This is a genomic window from Sphingobacterium paramultivorum (genome assembly GCF_014109745.1).
In the GTDB taxonomy this organism is placed as follows: Bacteria; Bacteroidota; Bacteroidia; order Sphingobacteriales; family Sphingobacteriaceae; genus Sphingobacterium; species Sphingobacterium paramultivorum.
Genome location: NZ_CP058555.1, coordinates 2,675,671 through 2,693,579, shown reverse-complemented (window position 1 = coordinate 2,693,579; position 17,909 = coordinate 2,675,671). Strand labels below are relative to the sequence as shown.

General features: G+C 39.2%; 14 protein-coding genes and 1 tRNA gene. 3 read left to right on the top strand and 12 right to left on the bottom strand.

Annotated elements, in window-relative coordinates; all coding sequences use genetic code 11:
• Window positions 1–188 precede the first annotated feature (188 nt).
• From pnuC to HS960_RS11660, 3 genes are all read left to right on the top strand, one after another.
• Window positions 189–806: a nicotinamide riboside transporter PnuC gene (gene pnuC, locus HS960_RS11670; protein WP_159728759.1), complete on the top strand. Its 618-nt coding sequence runs from the start codon at window positions 189–191 to the stop codon at window positions 804–806.
• Window positions 793–1,872, top strand: coding sequence for an acyl-CoA dehydrogenase family protein (locus HS960_RS11665; RefSeq protein ID WP_182332751.1), 1,080 nt, complete (start codon window positions 793–795; stop codon window positions 1,870–1,872). The genes pnuC and HS960_RS11665 overlap by 14 nt, the downstream gene beginning before the upstream one ends.
• 382 nt (window positions 1,873–2,254) lie before the next feature.
• Window positions 2,255–3,478: a M1 family aminopeptidase gene (locus HS960_RS11660; RefSeq protein ID WP_182332749.1), complete on the top strand. Its 1,224-nt coding sequence runs from the start codon at window positions 2,255–2,257 to the stop codon at window positions 3,476–3,478.
• Window positions 3,479–3,733: 255 nt separating this feature from the next.
• On the opposite strand, the gene HS960_RS11655 is transcribed toward HS960_RS11660, so the two are convergent.
• From HS960_RS11655 to HS960_RS11600, 12 genes are all read right to left on the bottom strand, one after another.
• Window positions 3,734–3,805: transfer RNA gene (locus HS960_RS11655), tRNA-Arg, on the bottom strand.
• Between the two features lie 201 nt (window positions 3,806–4,006).
• Window positions 4,007–5,296, bottom strand: coding sequence for a phenylacetate--CoA ligase family protein (locus HS960_RS11650; RefSeq protein WP_159728748.1), 1,290 nt, complete (start codon window positions 5,294–5,296; stop codon window positions 4,007–4,009).
• Entirely contained in the window at window positions 5,293–6,960 is a 1,668-nt protein-coding gene (locus HS960_RS11645; RefSeq protein WP_200845596.1) for a C45 family autoproteolytic acyltransferase/hydolase, read from the bottom strand. Before HS960_RS11645 ends, HS960_RS11650 begins: the two co-directional genes overlap by 4 nt.
• Complete coding sequence (locus HS960_RS11640; protein WP_159728744.1) at window positions 6,914–8,455, bottom strand: phytoene desaturase family protein; 1,542 nt, start codon at window positions 8,453–8,455, stop codon at window positions 6,914–6,916. Before HS960_RS11640 ends, HS960_RS11645 begins: the two co-directional genes overlap by 47 nt.
• The gene (locus tag HS960_RS11635) at window positions 8,448–12,074 is read right to left on the bottom strand and encodes a 1-acyl-sn-glycerol-3-phosphate acyltransferase (protein ID WP_182332747.1); all 3,627 of its coding nucleotides are present in this window, start codon (window positions 12,072–12,074) and stop codon (window positions 8,448–8,450) included. The genes HS960_RS11640 and HS960_RS11635 overlap by 8 nt, the downstream gene beginning before the upstream one ends.
• Window position 12,075: 1 nt before the next feature.
• The gene (locus tag HS960_RS11630; protein ID WP_153847428.1) at window positions 12,076–13,248 is read right to left on the bottom strand and encodes a DUF2062 domain-containing protein; all 1,173 of its coding nucleotides are present in this window, start codon (window positions 13,246–13,248) and stop codon (window positions 12,076–12,078) included.
• A gap of 2 nt (window positions 13,249–13,250) precedes the next feature.
• Window positions 13,251–13,628, bottom strand: a complete 378-nt coding sequence (locus HS960_RS11625; RefSeq protein ID WP_182332745.1) for a hotdog family protein — start codon at window positions 13,626–13,628, stop codon at window positions 13,251–13,253.
• A 132-nt stretch (window positions 13,629–13,760) separates the two neighbouring features.
• Window positions 13,761–14,372, bottom strand: coding sequence for a hypothetical protein (locus HS960_RS11620; RefSeq protein WP_182332743.1), 612 nt, complete (start codon window positions 14,370–14,372; stop codon window positions 13,761–13,763).
• On the bottom strand, window positions 14,353–14,985 hold the full coding sequence (locus HS960_RS11615) for a LolA family protein (RefSeq protein WP_182332741.1): 633 nt from the start codon (window positions 14,983–14,985) through the stop codon (window positions 14,353–14,355). Before HS960_RS11615 ends, HS960_RS11620 begins: the two co-directional genes overlap by 20 nt.
• Window positions 14,975–15,718 (bottom strand): polysaccharide deacetylase family protein, encoded by a 744-nt coding sequence (locus HS960_RS11610; RefSeq protein ID WP_182332738.1) that lies wholly within the window; start codon window positions 15,716–15,718, stop codon window positions 14,975–14,977. Before HS960_RS11610 ends, HS960_RS11615 begins: the two co-directional genes overlap by 11 nt.
• Window positions 15,719–15,738: 20 nt before the next feature.
• Window positions 15,739–16,734 carry a beta-ketoacyl synthase chain length factor gene (locus HS960_RS11605; protein WP_182332737.1) on the bottom strand — a complete coding sequence of 332 codons (996 nt, stop codon included), beginning with the start codon at window positions 16,732–16,734 and terminating at the stop codon, window positions 15,739–15,741.
• Entirely contained in the window at window positions 16,727–17,908 is a 1,182-nt protein-coding gene (locus HS960_RS11600; RefSeq protein ID WP_182332735.1) for a beta-ketoacyl-[acyl-carrier-protein] synthase family protein, read from the bottom strand. The genes HS960_RS11605 and HS960_RS11600 overlap by 8 nt, the downstream gene beginning before the upstream one ends.
• Window position 17,909: the final 1 nt, after the last annotated feature.

The following is a 17,909-nucleotide window of genomic DNA, read 5'->3' as shown; positions in this document are numbered from 1 at the left end:
GGGTGCTTGGAATGACCATGGTCATTCTCGGCTGAGATTATACCCAATAAAAGCGATTGTACCTCCTTGTACAATCGCTTTTATATACCTGATCCAGGTAATGCTGGCGTAGGGATTTAATTTCAATAAAAACGTCCGTTTTTCTCCCATAGGTTTATTATGAATTACACGAAATAATAAACAAGGCGATGACTTCTGAAACAATTTTCGAAGCTTTTATAAAACAGATCCAACAGGCCACCATCGCGGAGTGGCTAGGGGTATCCTTTGGTGTTTTACAGGTTTGGTTTTCCCGGCAAAATAAATCGATCAATTACATTTTTGGGATTATTGGTATCTTAATTTCTGTTTACGTATTATTCCATGCGAAACTATATGCAGAAATATTACTACATCTTTATTATTTGATCATGAGCATCTATGGCTGGATCTATTGGAAATATAGTAGTGATGTTGCAGCTCCCATAACGCATTGTGAGCCGAAAGAATGGTGGATAGTAGGGGGAATCTGCGCTCTCGGTTTTCTGTTGTTTTATTTCGGATTGGTACATTTAACGGATTCTGATGTACCACTTTGGGACTCTGCAGTTTCCTGTACAGCTTGGGCAGGGATGTGGTTATTGGCAAAACGGAAGATAGAAAATTGGATATTGTTGAATATCAGTAATCTGATAGCAATTCCTTTACTGATCCATAAAGGGTTATTTCTTTATTCGGGCTTGACTTTGTTTTTATTTGTTATGGCATTTAGTGGATATTTTAATTGGAGGAGAATAATAAGTGAAGAAAGATATGCAACTCAGTAGCGAAGATATTGCTATTCTGAAAGATAATCAAGCTAAGGGAATCCATCAGAAAACATTGTCGGATGGACAACTCGAGCTCATTTTTCGTCGGAAATGGTTTAAGATTTGGGTTCCCCGTGCATTGGGTGGATTGGGACTGACTCTACCCGAAGGCCTCAACTTATTGGCTGGCCTGGCTTATTGGGATGGGGGACTAGCCTGGACAGTAACGTTATGTTCAGGAGCAAATCTCTTTGTCGGTTTTATTGATCCGGTTTTAGGAGATCAGATTTTCAAAACGGATCGGGTTTGTTTTGGCGGCAGTGGACAGGCATCAGGTACAGCTACACGTGAAGGTGAACATTATCGGCTCCGCGGTTTTTGGAGATATGCTACTGGAGCTCCTCATTTAACCCATTTTACCTTAAATGCTGCAATTCAGGAAGCAGGAAAACCCGTGTTGGACGAAAAGGGTGAACCACTGATAAAATCATTTTTTGTGGATCGTGACCACGTACTGGTGCATTACGACTGGGATACATTTGGATTGGAGGCTACGGCTTCGCATTCCTTTTCGCTGGAAGACATACTCGTTGATGGTAGGCAGTCTTTTGAGATTGATGCGGCAAAAAGTACACGTAGCGAGCTGTTGTATCAATATCCATTTATGCCTTTTGCGGAATTGACTTTACTGGCCAACTTTACGGGAATGTATAAGCGCTTTTTGGATTTAATCGAAAAACTATTTGTGTTAAAAAGCAATCAATCCAAATGGGAGAAGACTGAAAGTAAAGAAGCGTTTAGGGTACTCGATGACTTTCAGCAAGATTATGTTAATCGGAGGGAAGCAATAATGAATTTGGCCGCTCGTTCTTGGGTAAATCTTCATGATGGCAATGATAATGCAGCAATTTATGAACAGATAGGGATACAAAGTCGAGATTTTGTGGAATCTATCTTGACAAATACAATAAGACTCTATCCACATACCGGAATTTCGGGGGCCGCCATCGAACATGAAATCAATATAATCTTCCGGAACATTTTTACGGCTTCGCAACACAAGTTATTGCAAAAGAGCTTATAAACAAAAAAGACTATCCTAGGATAGTCTTTTTCGTTTATAAAGTGAAGTGCAGGTAACACGAGATTTCCTATGCAATTCTATCTGTTTGTTTTGTTTGTCTAATCCTTAAAGATAGGAGAAACATTATAAAAATCACATATCTGTATAAATCTAATGTAATGAATACTCTTTCATAATTGTCTTTTATACGTCTGCCTTCTGCTTTTTGAACGGAAAAAAGGAACAATCAAGAGGTTTCGGTCGGGTATAATTTTTCGCATGCTGAGAATCTATATAAATGGAAACATCTTGATTTAACAGTTAGCTGATTCATTTATCGTTATAGGCAGAACGGATTATTTATATTTAAGTATTAACTCATTATAATTATGAATCAAAACTTATGTCAAATACTTTAAAATTAAAAAATGTCATGTCAATAATGTGCATGCTAATTAGCAATTTAGTAAATGGGCAAAAGATAACACATTATGAGGGAAGTGTATATTTAGATTCTCTGAAAATCATTAATGCATCTTTCAAGATTAAATATTTGAATACCGGAACCAATGATATTCAATTCTATATCAATAAAAATTCAGAGATAAGGAGCCTCGATTATGGAAACAAAGCTATAAAATATGAGATATTAGAAGTTATAGAAGACTTAAAAAAGGTTTCCATTCAAAACGGTTTTCCTTCGAAATTTGATCTCTATATTTCCTACTCATACCCGCTGGACAGGATTGAGAACAAGGTATTTGCATATAATCCCAATTGGATCGAATTGAGCCTCTACACAGGTTGGTTTCCGGTCAATATCGAAGATAAGAACTATTCGTATCGACTGGAATTTAGTGTTCCGAAGAATTATGAAATTATTGGTAACGGTGACATCAAAGAAGAAAGCCAGAATACGATAATCGTTAACAACAACAATCACTTTGACATACCTCTTGTCTTATCCAATAGATTCCAGCGTTTCAAATCGTACAATACGAAAATCAAATTTTTCTCGGTACAGCTTTCATCTGAAAAAATAAGAGAAATCAAAGAGTCATCTTCTGCAATGTACAATTTCTATCAAAGTAATTACGGAAACAGTCTTACGGAAAGCTTAGTCATTACCGTAAATCCCTTTGAGCACGATATGTCTTATGCAAGGCGCGGATTCATTTCTTTGTCCTTATTGGATGGATATGGTCTGATTGATAAAAAAGTACTTGCTCATGAGATTGCACATCTGTGGTGGCAGAATGCTAAAACAGGGGTATGGGAAGACTGGCTTAATGAATCTTTTGCCGAATATTCTACATTGAAATGGTTAGAAAAGACATTTTCACCTGAGATCTTTGCAAAACAATTGAGAAAATATGAAGAAGCCTATAAAAAAACGACCAAAATTTCTCAGACAAAGACAGGAGATAGTAACTGGCATTCGGTTGCTTATTATAAAGGGCCTTATATCCTATATCAATTGGAGAAGAATATAGGAGAAGAAAAAATGTTGAAATTTATGAGAATGGTGCACGAAAATAAGATCTCAACGACGGAGAAACTTATTGATGTATTGGTAGGATTTGCTGATGAAAGGGCACTGAATCAATTCAGAAGCGAAATCTATTAAAGAATATATCTCAAATCTTTTATATTGTGGGTCAGATATTACATTGTCAATCTATATAGCCAGTACCGAATCCCTAAAGAGAAATCGAACTCTACAAAGGGGGAAAGAGATGCTGTAAACCTGATTTTTTTAAGTGATTGGTAACCAAAAGGCTAAATAATTTTATTGAAAATTTTGAACACTAAATGGATATGCTTTAATGGTGTTTTTATGTGCATAAAAAAGGAGACAACTTCTATGAAGTGTCTCCTTTTGTGTCCCCGACGAGATTCGAACTCATATCGTCAGAACCGGAATCTGAAATTCTATCCATTGAACTACGGGGACGTGTCGCAAAGATATACTATTTTCTAGATCTTACAAATAATCTTTGCGATAAAATTCAATCTTTTAGCAGACTATTTTTAATGCCTTTTGTCGTCAGCATTTTTATGTTTCACACTCGTCAATTCTCTGTTTTTTTACACTGGGGCTAATGATTTGTATATGAATGCTTAGCATTCGGATGGTAGTACTGTGGGCTACTTACTATTCCCTTTTATCCACCAGATAAATGGGTTTTCTGCTGAGCGGATTATAAATCCGGCTGATCAAAATTTCTTCGCGTTCGAACTCCACATTGGGAATTACGCGCAGTTTCGCCTGAAAACTATCTTTAATTTCTTTTAATAATGCGCTGTTTTGTTGTTTGGAGGATATTAAAATCCGAATGTCGTCTGTACCGACCGCAGTGCTGGAGATCTCGATCTGATAATGTTCAATTGCGGTGTAGCTGGCCAATACATCAAACATAGCCGGGGGAAACAGTGTTGTACCCTTGTACTTAATCATCTGCTGTTTCCGGCCTTCAACAGGGCCTATTCTATAGGAGTTCCGACCACATGTGCAAGGGCCAGCATGTCGTCTGACCATATCGCCAGTTTTATAGCGCAAAAGGGGCATAGCCTCTATTCCTAAGGTTGTGACAACTAATTCTCCCAGTTGACCATCGGGTACAGGATGGTCATTATCGTCCAATATTTCAGTAATGATTAATGCTGGATGTTGGTGACCACCGGCAAAAGCTTCACATTCTGTGAATGCTGAGCTCATTTCGGTGGAGGCATAAGTGGAGTAGAGGGCAATATTCCATTTTTCCTGAATTCGTTTTGCCAGTTGGTTGTCCTGCAGTTCCGCAGTTCTGAGATTTTCACCGATACAAATGGCGACCTTTACAGAGCTACTGTTGTAGTCTATGTTATGTTCTTCGGCATAAGCAATCATTTTGAGCAGGAAGGAGGGTACGACAACAAGAAATTTGGGTTTAAACTGTTGGATTGAATCCCATTGCATTTGTGGTATGCCAGCCCCAATACGGAGTATTCCGGCTCCAATTTTACGTAGTCCAAGAAAGTAGGCTAATCCGGCCATAAAACGACGATCCAGGGTCGTCATAATTTGTACCCGGTCACCTTTTTTAATACCTACCCGTTGGAAGGAGATCATCTCATTATAAGCGAGACGCTCCAGGTCTGCGTCCGTTAATCCAAATACAACAGGTGTCCCCAGTGTACCGGAAGTTGTGGAGAAGTCGACAATCTCCTCTTCGGGGACGCACAGAAAATCCCAGTTAAACTGCTGCAGCTGTTCTTTGGAAGTCGTCGGCAGAAGGGGGAGATCCTGAACACCGTGGATACGTTGTAAGTCAACTCCTTCACGTTGAAAAAGACGTTTGTAGTAAGTTGAATGTGTATTCAAATAGTTTAAAACATATCTTAGCTTTTCATCTTGATAATGGGTTATTTCTTCAAGACTGGCTTGTTCTATCGTTGGGATCATCGATTATCTCCTTTCTTTTCAATTTTATGAATATATGAAGCAATTTTTTTGCGGTCAACCAAAGTGGTCACTTCGCAGGAGTCGGCCTGTTGCAATTGCTTTAGTGCTTCGTCATAGCGCTTTTGCTCAAAATAATACGTTCCTCTCTTGTAATAGACTGCCCAAAACAGGGGATTGAGCTTTTGATATTCCTGCCATTCCGATTCAGTAATTTCTTGGTCAGACTTCAGTTTGTGGTCTATTATTCGATCTCGTTTACGGTATTCCTCATAATCGCGGTAGGCTTTACTATTTAAAAACGTATCTTGAGGAATATTCAATGCTGTATTGGCCAATGTAGAAGCAGGCTGATGTGCCTTGTTGTCGAAGATTTTATTTAAGTCATAACAGACAAATTCCCCAAGCTGATAGGGGTTGGCTGAGATCCATACAAGGCGTTTTTTGGGTTGGAAAATGACGCCATGATGAGCCAAGAGCTGATTTAAGGCCTTTTCATTGCCATAGCCTATTTCCTTATTTTTTAGTCCATTGCGATCTCTTAGTATAGCCGCAACTTTAGGGGCAGTAAGCTTATCCTGCTGTTGCAACTGCTCTGTCAGCAGTTGGTGTCGATAAACACTGTGGCTTTCTTCAATCTGTTTTTGATTGCGCTTATCGGATTGATAGGTACTGCTCTGAAAATGATTTGTGCATAGCAAGTAATTTGCATTGTCTGATTCAAAAACAGCAAATTTATGTGGCGACATCTCAATTAAGATGGCACGGTCTTCATCTGCAGAACCGATCATAAGTGATTCTGAAATAAAAATAGGATGTTTTTTTGCAATGGCGATGGCTTCCTTAAAATTTCGGGCATATTGGAGTATTTCTCGGGCAACAATAGATATAGGCGTTTTTGCGGCCCAAGGAATAGACGATTTTCCTGCATTGAGTGTAACTGTCAGGCCAGCACTGTTCATGCCGGAGACGACACCAATCATGCCTGCCCAGCCCACGGAGAGAAATGAATAACCAGAATCGGGTTTCACAATAGTGATTAATTTGTTGTGACTAAAATCGTCGCCCGCATAAAAGTCAAAATTTCGCCCGATAATGAGCTCGCCATCTGCAGACTTTGGTCCCCATGCTGCTAAGGAAGAACAGCCAACCAAAGCGAGGTCCTGGAAAGCATGACCCAAGTCATGGGCCCCATGAAGAAAAAGATTCCGCTGATAGGGATCCATAAGGGAGTCGTAGCGAGGAGAAGCATACCGTGACAATCCAAAAATCTCTTTTCTATACGCTATCGGGATATATTTATGGATGTTTCGATTATAGACTTTAGTCAATTTCATCATCCATTTCTGCTTGCGCTGAGAGGGGATAAACTCTTGAATTTTAGAAAAGAAAGCCTTTTCTTGGTAGGCATAAAGCGATTGTGTCAGTATACCCGTTTTTAATCCGAGTTCAATCGGGTTACCGCTGACGTAGAGTTCCCATAAACCTTGTGCGTTATGAAATAGGAAGTTACTGCCTATGCTGAGATAATTGTCCGTAGAGTCGGTCAACCTTAATGTCGGAATCGTCTGCTGTTCGAATTTAGCTTTTTCTTTCAGGGCGCCATTTAGCGCACAAGAGCTAAATAGTGATGCTATCCAAATCGCCAACCAATACTTTTTCATCATTCTCTTTAAATAGATCATCTTCAAATTCTTTTCCAAGCATCATTAAGCAACAGGAGAAGGCTGTAATTGTAACCCCCAATACACCGTGCATCTTGACATTTTGGCCTGTCAGAAACAAGTTCTTAACTTTTGTCTTCGTGGAAATTAAGCTATTCAACGGATGCTTGTATTCTTTCAAATAGCCATACATATTACCTTCCTCGGCCCCGATAAAATCACGGTAGCTTAATGGACTGGACGTGTGAACAGATCGAGCGGCAGCTTTAATATTCGGAAACAATTGTTGGAGTTCTTCGATAATTTCTGCAGCCTTCGCAGCTTTAAAGGCTTCATACTCTTCACCACGGCTACTTAACTGCTGGATAATGGACCGATTGAAAGTCTCATTCCACTGTTGCACTTCGTCCGCAGTCATATAACACATCACGGTCATCGTGCTACAATAGCGTTGATTTTCGCTGTTACAGCTCATGGAAACGACTAAGGGAGATTGCTCCTGATTATACCAAACGGAAGCGATGTTTTTATAATGGTAAATATTATAATTTTGATAGGGGATATAACCTTCTTTACAAACAATGTAAACGGAAAAAACCGAAGGGCTCAACGGTAAGCCTTGTATACGCTTGACATAAGCTTGCTTTTGAAATCTTTCAGGCAGCATGGCAAAGGTATGCCGGAGATTGATATTCGAAACAAATTCCTTTGCATAAATCAGCTCCTGGTCATCGGTGCGTACTGCTTTGATCAGCTGATCGTCCATTTCTACAGCAATGACTTCTTTATTTTTGATGATGTCACCACCATATTTGCGCAATTGGCGGATCAATAACTTGGCAATTTGGCTACCGCCGTTTACACAACGCCAAGCGGACTGAATATAGGAGTTTATGGTAAGCGCATGTACATAGAGTGGTGTACTTTCTGCTTTGGCAACATAAAGGAAGTTCGAACCGACGAGTACAGCCTTAAGGAGTTCGTTATCGGTCAAATCGTCTAAAAAAGACTTCAATGAAATACCGAGTACAGCCTCATTGAATCCAAAACTTTTGCGGAGATTATACATGGGAAATGAATTACAGATGTCCTGTATTTTCTCACAATATACGGTTAAGGCCTGCTTTTCTTCAGGAAAGTAATGCAGCAATTGCTGCACAAAATTTTCATATCCTTGTGCATGTGGATAATTGATCGGATTTCCATCAAATGAAATTCGATCATATTCATCGATTCCCATGCGTTGGATCGATAGATCCTTCATAATCCCCAAATACTCAAAATATTTATACAGATTTTCACCTTCACCCAAACCACCAATGTAATGTACCCCTGTGTCTAAGATTTCTTTGTCTCGCACAAAAGTCTGCAGATTGCCACCATATTGATTGTTTTTTTCAATGACACATACTTTGCGTCCAAATTTAGCAAGGAGAACTGCGGTAACAAGGCCTCCTAGCCCTGAACCAATGATGACGCTATCGTAGACTTTATCCATTCGTTCTTCTTTTTAATACGCAACTGTATTGATCTTTAAATACTTCTTCAAAACCAATGTAATGCGGCTTTTCTAGGAAATCATAACATACAATAGTATGTATCGAATCGCTGATTTCAACCTTTTCATCGTTACTGCCCCAGATCAGTACATCGAAACGCAATGTGGTTTCGGTCGGCTGATTTAGATAAGTCAATTTACGTTTATGCTTTAGATACGTATTGGCCGCAATAGCACGTTTTTCGGGATCACGGATATAAGTCTCTACCTGTCGCTGCGCCTGTTGCATGGTCAACAAAAAATCAATATGACCAAAATCGTTTCCAATATGCAAAATTTTTGCATTTGCTGCAATGAAATTATTCCAGGTTGTATAAGACTCTTGATGAAGGTCAAAATCATTTAGGCTTAATTTTTCGATTTCCGTTTCTTTATACCGATAGTTTAAGCTTATTTTTTCTCTAAAGTAAGTCGGACCCTCAAATTGCTTTCTGATATCAGCGAACTGTTGTTTGAATAAGCGACTGATCGTTTTACAGCGTGCAGAATAATTGTCCCCAAACTGTTGGTCGGTAGGTCGAATTCTTTCGCCTATGACCGTACTGAGTGTTCCATCATAAATAACAAAATCTCCTTTTGGACAAACATCGGCAGCACCGTGTATATAAATAGGGAGTATATCCAACTGCAGCTGTTCGGCAATATAGAATGCGCCTTTGTGAAATCGTTGTACATCATTTGTTGCCGATCGCGTTCCTTCTGGAAAAATCGCAATCGAATACCCTGCATCGATACGTTGCTTTAAGATGTTTTTCGATTTTTCTAAATCGTCGTCGAGCATTAAAAAGCCTGCACGCCTAACCACACGACCAAAGACCGGTGATTTGTAGACCCATTCGTTCGTAACAAATACGCACTTTGGCAATAAACGCCCAATAAGAAGTGTATCTAATAGCGAATTGTGATTGGCTATAATAATCGCGGGTTTTTTGAAGTCTTCGTCGTGCGCGTTGAATTGCTGTTTCTTGACAAAAGGGTTGGACTTCAATACAGAGTCTCCAAAACGAGACATTACGCGTGTCATCCAAGCTCTATTAGAGATCAAACTAAAGAGAAGGCCTGAAAGCATACTTCCGATGATATAGTAGCTGAACGAAAACGCTGAAATCAAGCGCAGACGCAAACTAAGCGGAGATAAGCCTTGGGAAGGCCTGCGGCGAAATACAAACCTAAAAACGAGCGGGTAAAGAACAAAAGTGTTTAAAACCGCTGCTGTAACACCGAGTAGGGAAACTGCTGAAATGGACCTTAATGCCGGGTGTTTAGCGAAAATTAAGGCACCGATGGCTAAAATTGTCGTTAATACGGCAAGCAGAATAGACGTGCGGTACGTAGGCATTTCATCTTTGCCGGTACTGTATTCTTTTTGTAGGGCTGCGGTCATAAATATGGCAAAGTCTACACCGTGACTGAATACCAGTGTGCAGACAATGGTACTGAAAATATTAAATTCGAGGTGAAACAGGCCCATGAGGCCCCCCGTAACCAAGCCTGTTAACACAATAGGTACCATGCTTATCAATGTCAGCTCGATGCGGCGAAATGACAACCAAAGAATAACAAATATGGCTACAAAGCTATAATTGACCAAGGTGTTGAAGTCATTGACCAGCTGTCCCAAAAAGGTTTCATTCATTTCTTTGCGATCAATGACAACGGTGCTGCCATTATTGAACTGCTTAATCAATTTTTCCCGGTTTCCTTCTGCCGTTTTTACAATGGTATTTGCGGTGAAAAAGCCATCTTTGGAACTGATATACTCGCTTAATATTCCATTGTTGAGTTTCTGATAATCATCCCATGTGACTGTCGAAAATTTTTGATCCAAAAGAGAGAAGAAAGCTTGATAAGCAGTTGGTTTGAAACCAAAAGCAGCGCTCGAACGGATAAGATTCTCCCGGATTTCCGTTTTACGGACATCTGTCCAAAAGGAATTCCACTGGGCAATTTTCGCCTCCTGATCTTTTTTCGATAGGACAATTTCACCAATGGAATTGATAGCGATCATACCTGTATCTTGTTGTAATCTGTTATACAATACAGAATTAGCTGAAAGAACCTTGTCGATATTGTTACCATAGTTTATCAGAAATAGCGACTTGTTTTGCTGTTGTGCTGAATTTTCAAGTTTGTATTCGGCTTCTTGCAGTTCTTTTGGGAAGAAATTTAGTGCAGATAAATCTTTGTTGAATCCGACTTTCCAAAAGGTAAACAAGCTCACTATTAACAATAGGTAGCTGAATATTTGTAAGGGTTTATTCCGTTCAAAACTAAATGCGGAAATCCGATCGATGAGATGGTTTTTATCATCCGAGGTTTTTATATTCGGTTTATAGATATGAGGGATAAGAATCAAAGAGAATATTCCCGAGAATAGGATGGCAATGAACGCAAATATTCCCAAATCTTTTAAGGCCTCCGAATTGACAAAGAGTAGGCAAAGAAAAGAAACGGCTGTAGTGCCCGCACTCATCAAGATTGGCTTAGTGATTTCTTTATAGAGGTGTTTGATATCCTGAGTTTGCTTGAAATGCGTCATGATATGCAGTGCATAGTCAATGGTAATGCCAATTAATACTGCAGCAATGGAGATTGAAATAGCAGATATTGTGCCCCGCAGAAAGTAAAGAAATGCGAGTGCTAGTAAAGCCCCAAAAAGCGAGGGAATAAAGATGATGACCGGAATTTGCACTTTCTTGTAAAAGAGAATCAAAATAAGCATCAATAAACTCATCGAGATAAGGATGGTCGTTTGGATATCTGTTTTGATTTGCTTTGCATTGGCGACAGCAACCAAAGATGATCCGAAGTAGCTAAGTTTTGTTTTTTTTAAGTAGACCTCGTTTAACTCACTTTTCATTTTGTCAAGCCTGTCGACGAAAATCGCATTATGCGCTGTTTCCGAGCCTGAATATTTGGGATTAATAAACAATAACAGCTTGCTTGAATCTTTTGTAATAATGTAGCCATTGTAAAGTTGAAAATCGCCGGCAATACTGAGCTTTTGGAATTTTTTAAGCGCCATAAAGCCAATCCCTAGGGGATCTCGTTGTATAAAAGATTTTGCAACGATACTCGTAGGCGAAATTAATGCAGCATAATTGGCTTCAACTACTTGTGCTATGCTATCACTTGGCAGGTGGCTTGCTATGGTTTTGTAATCGTTCTCGTCCAATAATGTCGGCAAATACTGGTAAACAAACAGCATGGTACTTTCCATTTCCGCATCACTAATTTGCCCTTGTATGCTATGATAGTAGGGGGCAAGCGATACGATGCTATCGGAAAAGGAATTAGCCATTTCAACCATATCGTCAATTGAAGCATCTTTTTCCCGTTCAATAATGACACTTATTTTATCCGAAAATTTAAGTTGGTTCAATATTTTGGCAACCTCATTTGTCCGTTCATTTTGAGGTATAATCCGTGTAATATCTTCTTCAAATTTTAGTTTTAGCGCGAAATATCCTGTTGCGACCAAAAAGAGCAGGGCAACTAACCAGGCGATATAAGGTTTCTTCTTGAAAAATAGATAAAGCTGATAAAAATAATGCTGCATATTAACGTCGTTGATTAAACCGCAATAGTGTAAAAGAGGAAAGTCCAAACAGGACTGCAGCCACTAAAGCCAAAGCGAGACTACCCAGTACATATTGTAAAAAATGTTCGGATATAGCTTGAAAATCGATGTGGCTATAATCCAACAAAGGTTTAGCACTGGATATAAATAACTTTCCTGTTTGTATCGATCCCCAAATAATCAATGGGATCATAGGGGGGATACTGACATTTGAAAAGGCAAAACAAAGACCTTTATTAAGCCTAAAGACAGAGGCGAGAAAAATTGATAAAAAAGACTGAAATCCCCATAAGGGGGCAATCCCAATAAACACACCCAATGCAATCGAAATGGATTTAATAAAATCCGAATCGTGTGTTCCTAGAATATCTTCTTTTAGAAAATCCTTAAAGCTTTTTTTTTTGAAACTTCGAAAAGCGTTTCTTGGAAATATATAGAGTAGACTAATCAAAACTAAGAAGGTGTTAAGGGTGCTAATTCGTGTGAAGTCCTTAAATGGTCTAAAATGCGAAACTCGCTCTATCGGATCGTAAAGTATCTTGATCGGTACATTCTTCACGGCAATGTCTTTCCATGCTGAGCGTACAATTACTTCAATTTCTAGCTCGAATTTGTTGGTATATAGTTTTTTAGGTATGCGGTCAAGAGGGTAAAGTCTGTATCCTGATTGCGTGTCAGCAAGTTTTATCCCTGTTTCAAACCAAAACCAAAAATTGGAAAACTTATTACCGAAACTGCTTTTTTTGGGTATGCCGGCTTGATCCATTTGGCGCTCACCAATCAATAAAATATTTCCGTCACTTTGGTTGAGTGCGTCTATAAAAGTTGGAATGTCATCGGGAAAATGTTGCCCATCCGAATCGATGGTGATTGCATACTGAAATCCCTGTTTTCTTGCCGTATCAAACCCTATTCGTAAAGCTTTGCCCTTACCTGAATTCTTTTCCAGGTGCAGCACTGTAATGGAAGGGTAATTTGCTAAAATCTCTGCTGTTGCATCCGTCGAACCATCATTGACTACAATAACCTGTGTGGTATTGGCCAAAACCCCATCTAACACTCTTTTTAGCGTTTTAGCATTGTTGTAGGTGGGTATGAGTACACATACAGCTGTAGGAATAACAGATTGGCTGAAGCTTGGCGAATTGATCATGGTTATACAACAGGATAAGTGCGGCAAAAATTGAGTTCCATTTTAAGTGCAAGGGTATCATCGAAAGAACAATTGGCCTTGATCTGTATGGTTTCGGTTTCTTGAACCGCCAATTCCAATGTCAGGATGGGATGAACGGAAGGATCTATAATGGCATAAAAACGAATGTTTTTGGCAGACCGCATTCGGAGTTTTGCCTGCAGTAAATCTTCGGTTATATTTTTTATGATCTGTAACATACATACACCTGGTGTTACTGGTCGCCCCGGAAAATGCCCGTTAAAAATCGGATGATCGGGATGAATACCTATCTCCATCAAATATTTCCCATCTTCACGTACCTGACTATTGTGTATCGTATAAAAGTCTGCTAAAACCATGTTTCAAACTTAGATAAATTACCTTTTATATGCAATATAATAGCATAGCATAATAAAAGTAATTGAAGAACTTAATATAGCGGAAATACGGCTTTGTTTATTTTTTATATATAGTTTTATGTATCATGTCGCTTAAAATGGAATATTTACAAAATCCATTTTTAGCTTGATACCATGATGTTTTATATTAAAGCTGTCAAGTTTCCCCAGAGAATCTGGTTTGAATTGAATTTCAAAAGCTGTTTTGTACTTGGATGCCATTTCGATTTTGGTTAAGGTGCCTTGGTCATCTATCTTAAGAAAATATCGTTTGCCGTTATAGATACAAAAAAATTGATTGGCTATTGAGTTTTGATAATCAGCTCTATAAGTTGTTTGTGTTAAAGCTCTGAAATCCCTCACTAAGGTGTGAAGGATTATCTTTCTGTCGAGATCTTGCATGACATAATTGACCAGATGTTGGTCTTTGGAAATCGTTATATCAAATAAGGTATTTCCCAGATCAGAGGTAAGTACAATACGATGATCGTCCTGACTGATTCTTTTGGCGACAAACATTCCTGTCATCTCTTTTCCATAAAAGCGAATTGTAGCCCGATATAAGCGCTCTTCATTTAACCTGGCAAAATAGGGGTTTTGAACAAGAGTGTCGATTGCACCATAGTTTTGTTTACCATTTGGGTAGTAAACCTTACATCCTGTCAGAAGAACTAAAAGTAACAGACTAAAAACTGAATAACGCATCGCTGATTGGTTGGTTGATCTGCTTGTTTTTGAAAACTATTTTTGTATAATCTTTAGAGGGTTCTATCAACTGGACTTCCGAAACTGTAGATTGTTGATCATTAAAATACAATACGATCGTTTGAATATAAGCCGATAGCTCTTTTGTTTTAGGTGAAAGCTTCGCTATGCGTTGATTTCGATTTTTGTGAAAGGTGATCGTAAAGTCGTCGGCAGCAAAAAGATCTCCACTAATGCTGCCAATAATCATTTTATTGATTTTCTCGAACTTTTTATTGTTGCCAAGGTCGACCTTATTTTTTTTACCTTGATCATTTACCAATACTTTATTGTCTTTAAAAAGAATACCATATTGGATCGGTGTATTGTATTTCCAAAGCAGCTTGTTTGGGTTTTTCAATAACATGGATCCACTGGAGGTAATCTCTTTAGAAAGAAAATCCAAGTGCTTATATTGGACAAAATCTGTTTTTAAGGTTTTTATTTTTTGTGCTTCCGCTACAACGGTTTGTTTAAAACTAGTTATTTCAGCGCTTGACATAGCTGTTTCTTGTGCTTTGGTCAGCGTAATGTGAAATACAGAAACAAGGAGTAGAATGAGCTTAGTTTTCATATACTTTTTGATTTAAGAAATCTTCCAAATTTACGGCTTCTAATTTGTTAACCTTTAATGCTATTAATAAACTTTTAACGATATGTACTGTTTTCTCCGATGTATCATGTAAGAGAATGATACTGCCGGGACTTAGTTTTTTTGCAATGCGTGCAAAAATCTGATCTTCAGTTAGACTTAAAGTATCCAACGAGCGGATGTTCCAACCAATGGATTTCAACTTGCAATCGTGCAATGCTTTTGCAATATGTGGATTGCTGACGCCAAATGGAGGCCTGTAAAGCAATACTTTTTTTCCTGTTGCTGTTTCAATGGCATGATTAGCTTCATTTATCTCTGCAACAACTTGTCCGCTTGGTAGAAACCCCATCTTATTGGGATGATTCATGCTATGATTGGCAATGACATGGCCCCTTTCAATAATTTGCTTCGCTATCATGGGATACTTGACGACCTGTGTGCCAATACAAAAAAAGCTGGCTTTTGCTTGATATTGATCCAGTAAGTCTAATATTTCCAAGGTAAAAGGCGTAGGACCGTCATCAAAAGTGATCGCAACTTGCTGCACATTTTTTCTTACGCTTGTTGTCGATTGCATAAAGAAATTTAGGCGGAGATCAAATGCTCCCCAGGAAACTATTCCAACATACAGAATCAGCACAATAATCCAAGGAGAATACAGTTGATCGTTTTTCCAGATGAATACCGTCATCAGAAAAAGGGCAAGACTCACGTATGTTGTGTTTTTAAAATTTAGCATCTCGATAACAGCATTAGACTGTTTTGGTCTCCAAAATTACAAATCAGTACATGTTGAAAAACACCGGTCTTATTTTCAGTTGGACTCTCCATCGATCGAAAGGTTTGATTATCCAATTGCTTTAAAGCCAAATCGAATGCAAATACAATATCTGTGTCAAAGTATCCTACCTGCGATTGATAATTTATTTTAGCTAACTCGTTGAAGGCCTCAGCCTCCATTTCCGATGGGGTTTCCGGCTTTGCCGAACCATAAATGACCAAGTCAAGCTGCTCGGTAGATAGCTTGTTTTTTTTTAGAAATGTAGCTAGTTGAGTTTCTGGCCGTAGCTCTTCTGTTGGATGATAAATTACCATGTCAACCAATTCGCCAAGGGTATGTTGATTCTTTTGATTGGAGAAAATAAAGAAACCGGCACCTTCCGTCTGCGGGATTCCTGTTGTTGTCGGTTGATCTGTTGTATTGGCTATGGTCTCGCTGATGTCGATACTGATGTCTGAAAGTTCGTCAACGGCACCGACCAATAAAGTTTTCCGTTCGTTCAGCACAAGTTGTAGGTAGGCATCAAATACAGTCGATTCAAATGATACACGGCCCTGTGAATAGGTCATATTATAACCTGTATTTTTGATCAAAAGGGCAATTTGACCGGCAACGGTATTGTGCGTCGACTGGATAAATGCAGTCGGTGATAAAAACTCTTCTTGTTGAACAACAATGGACTGTAAGAATTTATCGGAGTCTATTAGACAGCCTTTTCCACTTCCAACGAGGATACCGTCCAGCTCACTGTGATCAATCTGTTGCAGTGCTTCCATAGCACATATAATTCCCATTTTTACAGCTTTGGACATTCGCCTTGCACTGTTGGGCGATAGGATCTTACTGTCTATTTTAGGTAGATCAACCTTGATCCAATTTTCTGGACTATTTGGTAGGTTAAGGTTGTTAACGCATATGCTTGCGGCATTAATATATACTTTATGCATGCGAAAAAATTAAGCTTGAACAATTGCCACCAAATCCAAAGGAATTGCTGAGTACATGCCGGATTTCCATACGCTGGTGTTCAGCGAGCGGCGGCAACGCAGGCTGCTCCATGGTATTTTCAAATCTTAAATTAGCAAAGGCCAGTTGATGCTGAATGGCGAGTAGTGCATATATTGCCTCAATACCGGCTGAAGCTCCCAATGTATGTCCAGTATATGATTTGGTTGAACTAAAGGGCGGTATCGTATCGTTAAATAATCGCTGTATCGCTGTTGCTTCTGTTCGATCATTATTTTCGGTCGCCGTTCCGTGCGCATTGATATAATCAATTTCGCTCGGTATCAACTCTGCCATTTTTAGAGCCTCTTGCATAGCGAGATAAGCACCTTCACCGTTATCTGAAGTTGAGGTTTGATGAAAAGCATCATTAGCGTTGCTGAAAGCGTTCAGGTAACCTAATATGGGTTTCTTTGTGTTTTTTAAGGATCTTGTAGATTCAAGTACTAAGAAACCTGCACCTTCACCTAAGTTTAACCCCTTTCTATTGCTGTCAAAGGGGCGATTAAGTTGGTCGGACAGAAGCATTAAACTGTCAAATCCATTGATTGTAAATTTTGATAGCGCATCCGATCCGCCTACTAAAACCCGATCTGCGCGTCCCGAGCGCAAAAGTCGAGCCCCAAAGCCTATGGCATTAGCTGCCGAGGAACATGCTGTACTAATAGCCGTCACATAACCATTGCTGCCCAATATTTTGGCCAATATGGCACTTGAATCCCCAACATCCCGGCGTTGTATGAGTGTGCCGGTCTGTTGTAAATGCGGGAAATGCTGTTCAAAAATATCCATTCCTGCAACGGAAGTCCCCAGAACAATTGGCATATCAGCTGCTGCTGTAATACCAGCCTGAGACATGGCTTCTTTTGCAGCAATTGCGGCAAGTAGGCTGGTTCGGGAACAATAGTCGGGTACTTCAGTACCTAATTTTTCAATTAATGCTTCGTTCGTTAACGACACTTCACCAACAAGCGTGTGATGTTGATGTTTTCCCGAGATATGTTGAAGCGGTTTGATACCATGCTGTTTCTGGAGCAAAGAATGATAGTTTTGCGCGACATCATTTCCAATGGCGGTAATCATGCCCATTCCAGTAACAGCAATAGCATTTTTCATG

What these genes read in the sequence shown, in the direction of transcription:
- HS960_RS11650 (WP_159728748.1), bottom strand. Translation starts at nt 5,296, where the DNA reads ATGATCCCAACGATAGAACAAGCCAGTCTTGAAGAAATAACCCATTAT.
- HS960_RS11660 (WP_182332749.1), top strand. Translation starts at nt 2,255, where the DNA reads ATGTCAAATACTTTAAAATTAAAAAATGTCATGTCAATAATGTGCATG.
- HS960_RS11640 (WP_159728744.1), bottom strand. Translation starts at nt 8,455, where the DNA reads ATGGATAAAGTCTACGATAGCGTCATCATTGGTTCAGGGCTAGGAGGC.
- pnuC (WP_159728759.1), top strand. Translation starts at nt 189, where the DNA reads ATGACTTCTGAAACAATTTTCGAAGCTTTTATAAAACAGATCCAACAG.
- HS960_RS11635 (WP_182332747.1), bottom strand. Translation starts at nt 12,074, where the DNA reads ATGCAGCATTATTTTTATCAGCTTTATCTATTTTTCAAGAAGAAACCT.
- HS960_RS11605 (WP_182332737.1), bottom strand. Translation starts at nt 16,734, where the DNA reads ATGCATAAAGTATATATTAATGCCGCAAGCATATGCGTTAACAACCTT.
- HS960_RS11645 (WP_200845596.1), bottom strand. Translation starts at nt 6,960, where the DNA reads ATGATGAAAAAGTATTGGTTGGCGATTTGGATAGCATCACTATTTAGC.
- HS960_RS11665 (WP_182332751.1), top strand. Translation starts at nt 793, where the DNA reads ATGCAACTCAGTAGCGAAGATATTGCTATTCTGAAAGATAATCAAGCT.
- HS960_RS11600 (WP_182332735.1), bottom strand. Translation starts at nt 17,908, where the DNA reads ATGAAAAATGCTATTGCTGTTACTGGAATGGGCATGATTACCGCCATT.
- HS960_RS11630 (WP_153847428.1), bottom strand. Translation starts at nt 13,248, where the DNA reads ATGATCAATTCGCCAAGCTTCAGCCAATCTGTTATTCCTACAGCTGTA.
- HS960_RS11620 (WP_182332743.1), bottom strand. Translation starts at nt 14,372, where the DNA reads ATGCGTTATTCAGTTTTTAGTCTGTTACTTTTAGTTCTTCTGACAGGA.
- HS960_RS11625 (WP_182332745.1), bottom strand. Translation starts at nt 13,628, where the DNA reads ATGGTTTTAGCAGACTTTTATACGATACACAATAGTCAGGTACGTGAA.
- HS960_RS11615 (WP_182332741.1), bottom strand. Translation starts at nt 14,985, where the DNA reads ATGAAAACTAAGCTCATTCTACTCCTTGTTTCTGTATTTCACATTACG.